This is a genomic window from Serratia nevei (assembly GCF_024160145.1).
In the GTDB taxonomy this organism is placed as follows: domain Bacteria; phylum Pseudomonadota; class Gammaproteobacteria; order Enterobacterales; family Enterobacteriaceae; genus Serratia; species Serratia nevei_A.
The window spans coordinates 55,295-68,002 of the sequence record NZ_JAMYWQ010000021.1; the positions used below are offsets into that span (position 1 = coordinate 55,295).

The 12,708-nt window shown below is 62.5% G+C and carries 13 protein-coding genes; 7 read left to right on the forward strand and 6 right to left on the reverse strand.

What is annotated here, in order from left to right:
• Nucleotides 1-46: 46 nt before the first annotated feature.
• The 3 genes from fepD to M6G53_RS15590 are packed head-to-tail and all read left to right on the forward strand — an operon-like array spanning nt 47 to nt 2,963.
• Nucleotides 47-1,102 (forward strand): Fe(3+)-siderophore ABC transporter permease, encoded by a 1,056-nt coding sequence (gene fepD / locus M6G53_RS15580; RefSeq protein WP_253332804.1) that lies wholly within the window; start codon nt 47-49, stop codon nt 1,100-1,102.
• Nucleotides 1,102-2,139: an iron-enterobactin ABC transporter permease gene (fepG, locus tag M6G53_RS15585; protein ID WP_253332805.1), complete on the forward strand. Its 1,038-nt coding sequence runs from the start codon at nt 1,102-1,104 to the stop codon at nt 2,137-2,139. The genes fepD and fepG overlap by 1 nt, the downstream gene beginning before the upstream one ends.
• A 17-nt stretch (nt 2,140-2,156) precedes the next feature.
• Nucleotides 2,157-2,963: an ABC transporter ATP-binding protein gene (locus M6G53_RS15590; protein WP_253332861.1), complete on the forward strand. Its 807-nt coding sequence runs from the start codon at nt 2,157-2,159 to the stop codon at nt 2,961-2,963.
• Nucleotides 2,964-3,065: 102 nt separating this feature from the next.
• Here M6G53_RS15590 and M6G53_RS15595 read toward each other — a convergent pair whose 3' ends face one another.
• The 5 genes from M6G53_RS15595 to budA form a co-directional block, all read right to left on the reverse strand.
• Nucleotides 3,066-3,491, reverse strand: a complete 426-nt coding sequence (locus tag M6G53_RS15595; protein WP_253332808.1) for an EVE domain-containing protein — start codon at nt 3,489-3,491, stop codon at nt 3,066-3,068.
• Nucleotides 3,488-3,877: a VOC family protein gene (locus M6G53_RS15600; RefSeq protein ID WP_049198395.1), complete on the reverse strand. Its 390-nt coding sequence runs from the start codon at nt 3,875-3,877 to the stop codon at nt 3,488-3,490. The genes M6G53_RS15595 and M6G53_RS15600 overlap by 4 nt, the downstream gene beginning before the upstream one ends.
• Before the next feature lie 92 nt (nt 3,878-3,969).
• Nucleotides 3,970-5,556: an ABC transporter substrate-binding protein gene (locus M6G53_RS15605; protein WP_253332809.1), complete on the reverse strand. Its 1,587-nt coding sequence runs from the start codon at nt 5,554-5,556 to the stop codon at nt 3,970-3,972.
• A 140-nt stretch (nt 5,557-5,696) separates the two neighbouring features.
• Complete coding sequence (gene alsS, locus M6G53_RS15610) at nt 5,697-7,382, reverse strand: acetolactate synthase AlsS (RefSeq protein WP_253332811.1); 1,686 nt, start codon at nt 7,380-7,382, stop codon at nt 5,697-5,699.
• Between the two features lie 32 nt (nt 7,383-7,414).
• Complete coding sequence (gene budA, locus M6G53_RS15615) at nt 7,415-8,194, reverse strand: acetolactate decarboxylase (protein ID WP_033643951.1); 780 nt, start codon at nt 8,192-8,194, stop codon at nt 7,415-7,417.
• Between the two features lie 451 nt (nt 8,195-8,645).
• Between budA and M6G53_RS15620 the strand changes: the two genes are divergently transcribed.
• The 3 genes from M6G53_RS15620 (at nt 8,646) to M6G53_RS15630 (ending at nt 10,685) form a co-directional block, all read left to right on the forward strand.
• Entirely contained in the window at nt 8,646-9,548 is a 903-nt protein-coding gene (locus M6G53_RS15620; RefSeq protein ID WP_253332813.1) for a LysR family transcriptional regulator, read from the forward strand.
• Between the two features lie 68 nt (nt 9,549-9,616).
• Nucleotides 9,617-10,165, forward strand: coding sequence for a nucleotidyltransferase family protein (locus tag M6G53_RS15625; protein WP_253332815.1), 549 nt, complete (start codon nt 9,617-9,619; stop codon nt 10,163-10,165).
• Between the two features lie 52 nt (nt 10,166-10,217).
• On the forward strand, nt 10,218-10,685 hold the full coding sequence (locus M6G53_RS15630; protein WP_253332817.1) for a FlxA-like family protein: 468 nt from the start codon (nt 10,218-10,220) through the stop codon (nt 10,683-10,685).
• 1 nt (nt 10,686) lies between these two features.
• Here M6G53_RS15630 and M6G53_RS15635 read toward each other — a convergent pair whose 3' ends face one another.
• A complete protein-coding gene (locus tag M6G53_RS15635; protein WP_253332819.1) occupies nt 10,687-11,607 on the reverse strand; it encodes a LysR family transcriptional regulator in 921 nt (306 codons plus the stop codon).
• 96 nt (nt 11,608-11,703) lie between these two features.
• On the opposite strand from M6G53_RS15635, the gene M6G53_RS15640 reads away from it, so the two are divergent.
• The gene (locus M6G53_RS15640) at nt 11,704-12,702 is read left to right on the forward strand and encodes a bile acid:sodium symporter family protein (RefSeq protein WP_253332821.1); all 999 of its coding nucleotides are present in this window, start codon (nt 11,704-11,706) and stop codon (nt 12,700-12,702) included.
• The last annotated feature ends 6 nt before the right edge of the window (nt 12,703-12,708 follow it).

Sequence of the window (12,708 nt, forward strand, 5' to 3'; positions counted from 1 at the left end):
GAACGCAAATAACAATGAGAATAAAAATCATACAGGAGTTAACGGTGTGAACGTACCCACTCCGACTGAGCGGACGCTTTCGTCCGCACCGCACGCAGCTTACGCCAGTGGCTTCAAACGCATCGCCGGGTTCGGTATCGGTTTGGCGCTGTTGCTGCTGTGCATCATTGCCAGCCTGATGCTGGGTTCCAAAGCCATCCCCTTCCATACCGTCTGGCTCAGCCTGCAGGGCGCCGCGAGCGGTTCCGACAGCACCATCATTCTCAACGCCCGGGTACCCCGTACGCTGGCGGGCATCTTGGCCGGCATGGCACTCGGCGCCGCCGGCGCGCTGATTCAGGCGTTGACGCGCAATCCGCTGGCCGATCCCGGCGTGCTCGGCATCAACGCCGGCGCCAGCTTCGCCGTGGTCATCGGCATCATGTTTTTCGGCGCGGCCACCACCGAAAGCTATATGGCCTACGCCTTTGTCGGCGCCGCCGCCACCACTCTGCTGGTTTACCTGATCGGCACGCTGGCGGGCGGGCGCATCAACCCGGTGCGGCTGACGCTGGCCGGCGTGGCGATCGGCGCGGTGCTGCTCGGCATCACCACCGGGCTGTCGCTGATCGATCCGCAAACCTTCGACCAACTGCGCTTCTGGCAGGCCGGCACGCTGGATATCCGCACGCTGTCCACGCTGCCGGTCACCGCCCCCGCCATTCTGCTCGGCTGCCTGCTGACGCTGCTCATCGCCCGGCCGCTGAATACCATCGGCATGGGGGAAGATCTGGCTATCGCGCTCGGCGCGCGCGTGGTGCTGACTCAGGTCGTCGCGGTGATCGCCATTACGCTGCTGTGCGGCGCGGCGACCGCCACCGTCGGCCCAATCAGTTTCATCGGCCTGATGGTGCCGCATATCGCCCGCTGGTGGGTCGGCCCAGACCAGCGCTGGATCCTGCCCTACTCCATGCTGCTGGCGCCGATTTTACTGCTGTGCGCCGACGTGGTCGGCCGTCTGCTGGCGGCCGGTGAGCTGCGGGTTTCCATCGTGGCGGCCTTTATCGGTGCGCCGGTGCTGATCTGGCTGGTACGCCGCAAGAAAACGCTGGGGGGGTTGTGATGAGTCTGCCCCACACGTTGCATATCGGCCGCCCGGACGGCGTCATCAACTGGCGCGTGCCGCTGCGCCTGCTGCTGGTTAATCTTTCGCTGCTGGCTTTGTGCCTGGCGATGGCCATTGCCGCGCTGTGCTACGGCACGCTGCAGCTTTCGCTGGAACAGGTCTTTGCCGCGCTCAGCGGCGAGGCGCCGAAAAATCTGGTCACCGTGGTTACCCAATGGCGTTTGCCGCGTATCGCCATGGCGCTGCTGTTAGGCGCCGCACTCGGCATGAGCGGCGCCATCTTCCAGTCGATTATCCGCAACCCGCTCGGCAGCCCGGACGTCATCGGCTTTAACATGGGGGCTTACACCGGCGCGCTGATCGCCATCACCCTGTTCAACGGCGGCTATTACTCCATCGCCGGCGGCGCGCTGGCCGGCGGCATTCTCTCCGCGCTGGCCATTTACCTGCTGGCCTGGCGGCAAGGCATCGCCGGCTTCCGGCTGATCATCGTCGGCATCGCCATCAGCGCGGTGCTGGTCTCCACCAATACCTGGCTGATCATCACCGCCTCGCTGGAGCGAGCCATGGACGCCGCCATGTGGCAGGCCGGCTCGCTCAACGGCATGACCTGGCAGAAAGCCCAGCCCGCCGCAGCGTTCATCGTGCTGGCGGCCGCGGCCGCGCTGCTGATGGGCAAACGGCTGCAGCTGCTGGAAATGGGCGACGATACGGCGCGCGCGCTGGGCGTGAACGCCGAAGGCAGCCGGCTGTGGCTGATGCTGTTCGGCGTCACCCTCACCGCCGCCGTCACCGCCACCGCCGGGCCGATTTCCTTTATCGCGCTGGCGGCGCCGCAGATCGCCCGCCGCCTGGCCGGACACTCCTCGGTCACCCTGACGTCCTCGGCGCTGATGGGCGCGACGCTGCTGCTCGGCGCCGACGTGGTGTCCCAACATCTTTTCGCGCCGATCCAACTGCCGGTCGGGGTCGTGACCGTCTGCATCGGCGGCCTGTACCTGATTTGGCTGCTCATCCGTGAGGCCCGCAGATAATGAAGAGTGATAATGCCATGAGCCACCGCCTGCACGCCTCGCACCTGAAGCTGGGCTACGACAATAAAATCATCGCTGACGATCTGAGCGTGGCGATCCCCGACGGCGCCTTCACGGTGATCGTCGGGCCGAACGCCTGCGGCAAATCGACGCTGCTGCGCGCCCTGTGCCGCCTGCTGCAACCTAGCGCCGGCGAGGTGATGCTGGACGGCAAGAACATCAGCAGCTTCGCTACCAAGGCGCTGGCGCGCGAGCTTGGGCTGCTGCCGCAAACCTCGATCGCGCCGGACAGCATCACCGTGGCGGACCTGGTGTCGCGCGGCCGCTATCCGCACCAGAGCCTGCTGAAACAGTGGACGCAGGCCGACAAACAGGCGGTGGAAGCCGCCATGGCGGCCACTAACGTCAGTCAGCTAGCGGACCGCAGCGTCGACGAGTTGTCCGGCGGGCAACGCCAGCGCGTCTGGGTGGCGATGGCGCTGGCGCAGCAAACGCCGCTGCTGCTGCTGGATGAACCGACCACCTATCTGGACATCGCGCACCAAATCGAGCTGCTGGATCTGTTCCGCCAGCTCAACCGTGAACGCGGCCAAACCCTGATCGCGGTGCTGCACGATCTCAACCACGCCTGCCGCTATGCCGATCACATCATCGCTATGCGCGACGGCAAGATCGTGGCAGAGGGGAACCCGGCGGAGATCATCACCGCCGAGCTGGTGGAGCGGGTGTTCGGCATGCCATGCATGATCATCGACGATCCGCTGTCCCACACGCCGCTGGTGATCCCGCGTGGCCGCTACCACTGCGACGCGCCGCAGGCGTAAAATAGGTGATTGCCATCGATGGCGGCTCTTGCCCTTCATGCAGAGATACCAGCGTGAAGATGCCAGAGACGCCATGCGATGACTCATCATGCCCGCGTTTCTTTAACCTGCGGCGTTTTCCGCCATGTGGTGAAGGATGAACCGGAAGTCTTTTTCAGTAATGGACAGAATGCCAAATCGCAGCTGATACCCCCAATTGCTTTGCAAGGACGTAAAATCCAGCTCTCGCAAAAATGGCGTTATCGGCAATGCCTTGTGTTGGGCCCAGCGCACGTCGCGGCGAAAAGGCATAAACCCTTCTCCCATATCATATTGATAGGGTTCTCCTTCATCGACAAAACCCGCAGCGGTAAACGCCATCAAGCCATCTTTTTTCCCATAACTGCTTGAGGGGGAATAATAGACAACGCCGTCACCGGGCTTGATTTTATTCAATGGGCCTTTCTTGCCATGGCAGACCTGCATGAAACCGCCCTCAACGCCCGTTGCAACGTGATCTGCCGAAGCCACCGCCAGCCAATGATTCATGCTTCATCCTCCAAAAAACAGACTCGCAACCTATGGCCATCGGCATCCTGCACGGAGAAGGTATAACCGAAATCCAACCTGACCGGTTTTTGAATAACGTTCATTTGGGGGTTCCTCCCCCATTCCTGATAGAGCGCATCCACGGCGGCCAAATCAGGCACCGAGAACACGATTTCGCCCCGGGCCTGCGGCAGGGCAGCCGCTGGATGCACCCCCGGCTCAACCGTATGGCTTGACCACAAACCCAACTTAAAGCCATTTTTCAGAGCAAAAAGCGCAAAGGTCGGGCTTTGTTCAACCGGCTCCAGGTTTAGCAAAGCAGAATAGAAATCAGCGCTCTTCGTGACGTTGGCAACATACAGAATTGAAATTTCGGCGGTTATCATGGAGCTTTCTCCTTGAAGGGGGTTACACTTTACTCTGGCAGCAAGCCGTGACAGTTTCTGTCAGCAGTGCGCGCAGGTGCCGCCAGCCCCCCTTATTTCTCCAGCGATACCTGCTTGAAGATGTGCTTGCCGAACGGGTCTATCTCATAGCCTTTCACTTCCTTGCGCACCGGTTCGAAGATGGTCGAGTGCGCGATCATCAGCGCCGGCATCTGATCGTGCATTATCACCTGCGCCTGCTGATACATCGCCACCCGCTTGGCATGATCGTTCTCCTCACGCGCCTGCAGGATCAGCTGGTCGAACGGTTTGTAGCACCATTTCGCCGAGTTGGAGCCGCCGAGCGAAGCGCAGGTGAACAGCGGGCCGAAGAAGTTGTCCGGATCGCCGTTGGCGGTGGTCCAGCCCATCAGCGCGCTCTGATGCTCGCCGTTTTTAATCCGCTGCAAATATTCGCCCCACTCGAAGGTGACGATTTTGGCGCGCACGCCGATTTTTGCCCAGTCGGCCTGGATCATCTCCGCCATGCGTTTGGCATTGGGGTTGTAAGGCCGCTGCACCGGCATCGCCCACAGATCGATGTCGAACCCCTGCCCCAGCCCGGCCTCCTGCAACAGCTGCTTCGCCCGCTCCGGCGAATACGGGTAGTCTTCAAGCTGCGCGTTGCTGCCCCATTGGGTCGGCGGCAGCAGGTTTTTGGCCGGCTGGCCGGCGCCGTGGAACACCGCGTCGATGATCGCCGGCTTGTTGACCGCCAGCGCCAACGCCTGGCGCACCTTGACGTTATCCAACGGTTTCTTCTGGGTGTTGAACGCCAGGAAGCCGATATTCAAGCCGGATTTTTCCATCACCTGAATATTGCCGTCCTGCCGCATGCGCGCCAGATCCGCCGGGTTGGGGAACGGCATCACCTGACACTCGTTCTTTTGCAGCTTGGCGTAACGCACCGTCGCATCCGGCGTGATCGAAAACACCAGCCGGTCGATCTGCGGTTTGCCTTCCCAGTAACGATCGAACGCCTTGTAGAGGATTTTCGCGTCCTTCTGGTACTGCACCAGCTGGAACGGCCCGGTGCCGATCGGATCGTTGTCCACCCGCTGCGGCGTGCCGGCCTTCAGCATCGCGTCGGCATATTCCGCCGAAAAAATGGTGGCGAAGTACATGCCCAGATCGGCGACGAACGGCGCCTCGGCGCGGGAGAGCTCAAAGCGCACGGTATGATCGTCCACCCTGACGATCCGGTCGATCAACGTGCCGAACTCCATCGACTCGAAGTTGGTGTAGGCGCCGTTGGAGACCTTGTGATACGGGTGGTTGGCGTCTTTCTGCCGCATAAACGAGAAGATGACGTCATCGGCGTTGAAATCGCGGGTGGGCGTGAAATATTTATTGCTCTGGAATGCCACACCTTTGCGCAGATGGAAGGTATAGCGCTTGCCGTCTGCGCTCACCTCCCAGCTTTCCGCCAGGCTGGGTTGCAGCTCGACGGTGCCGGGTTTGAAATCCACCAGCCGGTTGTAGATCGCCGCCGAACTGGCGTCCACCGTGGTGCCGGAGGTGAACAGCTGCGGGTTGAAGCCTTCCGGCGAGCCTTCGGAACAGTAGACCAGCGTATTGGCCCGCGCGCCGCCGGCAATCGCCAACGCCAGCAGCCCGATCGTTATTGCTTTTCTTTTCATTGCGCTATCCCCAGTGGTGAAAAAACAGCCCAACGGATAGCAATAAATCATGCAGTTAGCGATGTAAAGGACAAATTCCGCGCATAAAAACGGGCAGGCGCGCAAGCGGCCTGCCCCGGTGAAACCGCACGATGATGAAATTAAATCATCTGACTGAAGTTCATCTGCGCCATCAGCTTATAGTTATCGGCGTAGTCGACCGGAATGGCCACCACCACCGGCCCCTGGATCGCCATCGCCTTACGCAGCATCGGCCGCAAATCCTCCACCGACTGCACGGCGAAACCAACCGCGCCGCAGGATTCCGCGTAGGCCTTGAAGTCAATCGGCCCAAACTCCACGCCGGATTTGCGCTGGTATTTGTTCACTTCCTGCATCTCCACCATGTTGTAAGCGTTATCGACCCAGATGACGTGCACGATGTTGTTTTTCAGCCGCACCGCGGTCTCCAGCTCCATGCTCGACTGCATGAACCCGCCATCGCCGGAGATCGATACCACCTTGTCGCCGGGGCGCACCAGCGCCGCGCCGATGGCCCACGGCAGCGCCACCCCCATGGTTTGCTGGCCGTTGGAGATCAACAGCTGGCGGGCGCGGAAGCTGTACAGGTAGCGGGCGATCCAGATATGGAAGCTGCCCATGTCCACGCACAGGGTCACGTCGTCGCTGACGATGTCCTGCAGCTCCTTGACGATGCGCAGCGGGTGGATCGGCATGCCGCCGCGGCGGGCGGCGCGCTCCGCCAGTTCAGTGCGCTGGCGGCCGAGATCGGTGAGGATCAGCTCCACCTCCGGCGGCACGCAGACCGCCTCGCTGAAGGTTTCGGTCATCATGTTCAGCGTGGCGCTGATGTTGCCCACCAGCTCGACGTCCGGCCGATAGCAGGTATCGATATCCGCCGGCAGCACGTCGATGTGCACCAGTTTCAGCCGCCCGTGGCTGTTCCACATGCAGGGATCGTATTCGATCGGATCATAGCCGACGCTCACCACCAGATCGGCCTTCTGCAACAGCTGATCGGCCGGCTGGTTGTTGAACAGGCCGACGCGGCCGGCGAAACGGGCGAAGTGGTTGACGTCGATCACCCCCGCCGCCTGATAGGTGCCGACCACCGGCATATGGGTGCGGTACAGCAGATGGCGCACTGCCTCGCTGTTCTCCGGCCGGCTGGCCTGCAGGCCGAGCAGCAATACCGGGCATTTGGCCTGGCGGATCAGTTTCACCGCCGCCTGAATGTCGTCCGCCGCCGCGGCTCCCATGCGCGGCAAGCGGCAGCCGGCCAGCACCGGCGCGCTGACCGGTTCATTGACGATATCCATCGGCAGGCTGACGAACGACGCCCCCGGCCGACCAAACTCGGCGCGGCGAAAGGCGTTGGCGATCACCTCGGAAATCGCCGAACCGGCATGCACTTCGGCGCAATACTTGGTCACCGGCCGGAACATGCTGACGGTATCCATGCTCTGGTGCGTTTGCTTCAGGCTGTCGGCGCGCTTCACCGCCCCGCCGAAGGCCACCACCGCGTCCCCTTCCGAAGTGGCGGTGGCCAGCCCGGTGATCAGGTTGGAGCTGCCCGGCCCGGAGGTGACCAGCGCCACCCCGGCCTTGCCGGTCAAGCGGCCGACCGCCGCCGCCATAAAGGCCGCGTTGGCCTCATGGCGCACCACCACCGTTTCGATCGATGGCGCGTCCTCCAGCGAGTCGAACACCCGGTCGATCTTGGCGCCCGGAATGCCGAAAACGTGTTTGACGCCCTGCGCTTCCAGATTTTTCACCACCAAATCGGCGCCGCATTGCCAGTCATTGCCTGTTTTTTCCTGTGCCATGGTTCCACCTCCTAAGAAAACGATCGCCGGGGTTAGCCCTCGGCGGAACGAATCGCGCGATCCAAATCCTCTGGGCAGAGGTTGGCACGCAAGAAATCCGCATCATGCGGCAACTGAAGATTGAGACGCGTGATGACGCCGAACTGCAGACGGCCATGATCGAGCTGGTAGTCCAGCACGTGGCCGCCGCCGCTGCGGTCGTCGGTAACGAAGTGTTCGTGATAGCCGGCCACGCCGATGCCCTGCATGTAATCCGGCGAGCGGAAACCGACCAGCGTGCCGCGCCGCTGATGGAACGAGAAGGTCGGCTGCTCTTCTATCGCCTCCAGCATCGGGCGATAGGGCCGCTCCTGGCGCGGCACGGTACGGGTTTCCACGTGGCTGAACTCGCCGTCGACCCGCACCGCGCAAAACAGGTTCGGTGAGGCGACCTGCTCGTCGATGCACTGGTGCAGCTGTGCCTTGGTGATCGGCCGGTCGAATTGCTGGCTGACGCTGGGCTGGAAAAAGGTGACGACGGCGAAGGGGGTTTTCTGTTGCAGGCCGGCCGGCCGGGCGCTGCCGTCGGCACGCAGCTGGTGTATTTCCTGGTCGAAAGCGATCAGTTCGCCGTCCAGGTGATTGAAAGTGCCGAGGCCGAAATCGCCGTGCTTGAGCAGTTCGGCAATGGTGGTCTCCCCCTCGTAAACCCCGTCGATGAGCGCGCTCATCAGCGAGATTTGATAGATTTCGCCCTCCCCGGCGTTGATCGACTGCCTGGCAAAACCCTGCGCCAAATGGCGCGCACAGGAACACCCGTGTTTTTCGTTCATGACTGACTCCTCCACCAGCGCAGAACCGCAGTTCCGCGCGTTCAAAAGGCCCACCGGCGGTGAGCCAAGATGCCGCTCAGGGCGCGTTCGTCAGTTGGAACGATTCAGCCTGAGGCGACAAAAAAACCGGCACGGCTGGCCGGCCGATAACCAGGCATCAGATCAGAATGAGATAAAGTAAAGGCTTACTAATCATTGAGACTGAACCGGTTATCAAATTGAACGGTTAATCTGGTGTTGGAGCGACAATCAACTCCTCAGGCGGCTCGCGCGGCCTGGGAAAAACATCTGCTGTTTGGTGCTAAGCGCCGTGAGGTTTATGCGTTTTCTCTCTATACGGCCGGGATGCGACGGCGTTGAGGCCCGTCGTCAACCTGCAGTCAGAGTAGCCGCCCCGCCGTCGGCAGAGAAGCGGGTATTCATAAGAAACGCTTTTGCATATAATGCAAAAATGAATGACGCCCGCTATGTAGAACATCTGCCAATTTTTCTCGACGTGGCCCGCCTGGGCAGCTTTTCCGCCGCCGCACGCCGGCTGGGTATGGTGCCCTCCTCGCTGGTGCGCCATATCGACGCGTTGGAAAGCGCCCTCGGCGCCGCACTGTTCGTGCGCTCCACCCGTGGCCTGCTGCTGACCGACGCCGGTGAGCTGCTGCTAACGCGCGCCACTGCGCTGATGACGGATATTACCGGCCTTCACGCCGAGCTGAGCGCGCTGAACGAAACGCCGCAGGGCACGCTGCGCATCAGCTGCCTGCCGACCTTCGGCAAAACCTATGTGCTGCCGCTGCTGCCGACGCTGGCGGAACGCTACCCGCAGCTGTCGGTCGACCTCGATCTGACCGAACGCCTGACCGATCCGACGCAGGAACGGCTCGACGCCGCCATCCGCATCGGCGAACAGAAGGACAGCGCGCTGTATGCCAGCCGCATCGCCACCCAACGCTGGGTGATGTGCGCCAGCCCCGCCTACGTCGCCCGCTATGGCCTGCCGGCCTCTCTGGAAGCGCTGCCGCAGCATCGGCTGATCGCCCGCTACCACAAGCAGCAGCCGGTTTGCTGGGCGCAGATCCTCGATGCGGCGCTGATGAGCCGCTGCACCATGGCGCTGCGCTGCGACGACTTCACCGCGCAGCGCCAGGCCGCGCTGCTCGGCCTCGGCATCGCTTTTCTGCCCAATTGGGTGGTGGGGCCGGACGTGCAGCACGGGCAACTGGTACAGATGCTGGAAGATCCACGCCATGAGCAGCAAGGCATCTATCTGCTGCGGCCGATGGCGAAGGTGTCTGCCCGGCTGGCGGCCTTCACCACCCTGCTGCAGCAAACCATCGGCCAGCCGCCCAGCTGGGCGTAAAGCGGCGCGCCCCGCTCTTTTAACCGCCGCCGCTTCGGGTTACAGTAGCCGCGAAAAAAGGAGGGGTGATGGATCCGCAACGGCAAATTATCGACTGGCTGCAACAAGATAACGCTCGCATGGCCGCCCTGCGCACCGTGCGCCGGCTCGGCCTGAATGACTGGTGCCTCGGCGCCGGCTTTGTACGCAATCTGGTGTGGGATAGGCGCCACGGCTATGCAGACGCCACGCCGCTCAACGATATCGACGTGATCCACTTCGATGCGGAGCGTGCGGACGCCGAACGCGATCGCATGCTGGAGGTGCGGCTGCACCAATGGCTGCCGCAGCCGTGGTCGGTCAAAAATCAGGCACGCATGCACCTGCGCGGCGGCCGGGCGCCCTACCGCGACAGCGAAGAGGCCATCAGCTTCTGGACCGAAGTGGAAACGGCGATCGGCGCGCGCCTGAACGCCGACGACAGCATCACGCTGGTGGCTCCTTTCGGGCTCGCGGCGCTGTTCGACGACACCGTCACCTTCAACGTGAAAAACGGCGATCGCGCGGCCTATGCCCAGCGCGTGCTCGAAAAAGGCTGGCTGCAGCGCTGGCCGCGCCTGCGGCAGGTAAAGATTTAACCGCCGCTGCCGATACCCTGAGCAGCGATAGCCAGACTCAGGGAGAGCATTCATGTCGACCAGCATTACCATGATCGTACCGATCAAAAATACCGTTCCCGGCGTCAGCAATGTCTTCAGCGCGCCGGGCCATCAGGGCGAATTGCTGATGGCCAAACCGGTCAACAACCAGCCGGAAGGCGGCAAAGCGAAGAAAAACGAAGGTGCCAACGGCAATGACGAACCGGCTAACCTCAACGAAAGCCGCGCCTCGGTGCGCATCAAGGCGCTGAACCGGCAGATTCAGGCGCTGCAGCAAAAGCTGGTGGACCTGAAGGACTCCAGCGCCGATCCCAAAGAGATCGAGAAGCAAAAGCAGCTGATCGAAGCGCAGATCAAAATGTTGCAAGCCGAAATCGCACGCATCCAGAGAGAAGAGATGGAAAAGCAGCAGCAGAAGCAAATGGAAAAGGCCGCGGCGCAATCCGGCGACGGCGTAAACCGCCCGACGCCGCTCAACGCGGTGGACGTCTATATCTGAGTCAATATTCCGCGTTTTCCTGCCGGCGCTGGTGCAGCAGCGCCGCCTGCTGACGCGCCACCTGCCAGATGGCCTCCGCCGCCGGCGTCAGCGAGCGGTTCTTGCGCCGCACCAGCATCAACGCGCGATTGATCTCCGGCACCAGCCGCCGCACCCGGAGCCGCCCCCCTTCCGGCAGCGGCAGCGCCAACGCCGGGAAAATGCTGATGCCAATCCCCTCCGCCACCATCGGGAACAGCGTGGCCGGATGGCCGATTTCCTGCACCACCTGCGCCTCGACGCCCTGCTGTCTCAGCGCGCTGTCGATCAACGGCCGGCTGCCCGACGCGTAATCCTGCAACACCAGGCGGCAGCCGTTTAACGCCGACCAACGCACCGCTTGCTGCGCAGCAAACGGGTGATCGTCGCGGCACAGCAGCAGGAACGGTTCATGCAGCACCGCTTCGCACTCCAGATCCACCGCTTGCACCGGGTCGACCACGATGCCGAAATCCACCTCGGCGTTGCGCACGCTGTGCAGCACCTGCTGCTGCGCCTGATCGCGCAGCATGATGCGGATCTCCGGGTATTGGCGCTCGCCGGCGGCGATGCACTGCGGCATCAGATGGGCAGAAATGGTCTGGCTGGTCGCCACCCGCACCGTGCCGCTGCGCTGCACGCCAAAACTGCGCGCATCCAGCAACGCGGCCTGCAGCTCGTCCAGCAGCCGTTCTACCCGGTTGGCCAGCCGCAGGCCGGCGTCGGTCAACACCACTTCACGCGTAGTGCGATCCAGCAGGCGTACGCCGGCCTCCGCCTCCAGCTCTTTCACGCTGTGGCTGACCGCCGATTGCGTCAGGCCAATCGCCTCGCCGGCACGGCTGAAGCTGCCGTGGCGGGCGACGGCGACGAACACCCGCAGCTGTTTGAGTGAGTAATTCATGTGTTTTATTCATAGATGAATTAAATAAATCAATTTAATTATTATATGCCCGCGCGGGAGAATAGCCCCATCAATTTTCTACCCGAGCACACCGCCATGAGATTCCTGCCCGATCGTTTTACCCTGACGCTGATCGCCACCGTGCTGCTGGCTTCTTTCCTGCCGGCGCGCGGCGAGTTCGTCGGCTGGCTCAACGCCCTGACCATCGCCGCCATCGCCCTGCTGTTCTTCATGCACGGCGCCAAGCTGTCGCGCGAGGCCATCCTGGCCGGCAGCAATAACTGGCGGCTGCATCTGTGGGTGATGTTCAGCACCTTCATCATTTTTCCGGCGCTGGGGATGCTGTTTGCCTGGTGGGCGCCGGTCGACGTCAGCCCCGAGCTGTACGCCGGTTTCATCTACCTGTGCATCCTGCCCGCCACCGTGCAATCGGCCATCGCCTTCACCTCGCTGGCGGGCGGCAACGTGGCGGCGGCGGTGTGCAGCGCCTCCGCCTCCAGCCTGCTGGGGATCTTCGTGTCGCCGCTGCTGGTCGGCCTGCTGATGAACGTGCACGGCGATACCGGCAGCCTGCGGCAGGTGGGCTCGATCGTGCTGCAGCTGCTGGTGCCGTTCGTCGCCGGCCACCTGCTGCGGCCGCTGATCGGCGGCTGGATCGAGCGCCATCGCCCGCTGATCGGCAAAACCGACCAGACCTCGATTCTGCTGGTGGTCTACGCCGCCTTCAGCGAGGCGGTCACGCACGGTATCTGGCATCAGGTGGGGATCGGTTCGCTGGCGTTTATCGTCGGCGGCAGCATCGTGCTGCTGGCGATCGTGCTGGTGGTGAACACCTACATGGCGCGCTGGCTCGGGTTCAGCAAGGCGGACGAGATCACCATCGTGTTCTGCGGTTCGAAGAAAAGCCTGGCGAACGGCATTCCAATGGCCAATATCCTGTTCCCGGCGGCGACGGTGGGGATCATGGTACTGCCGCTGATGGTGTTCCATCAGGTGCAGCTGATGACCTGTGCAGTATTGGCGAAAAGGTATCAGCGCAAGCAGCGGGCGCAACAGGCGCTGCCCAACGCCAACGCGCAGGCGTCGCGCGGGTAAAAAAAG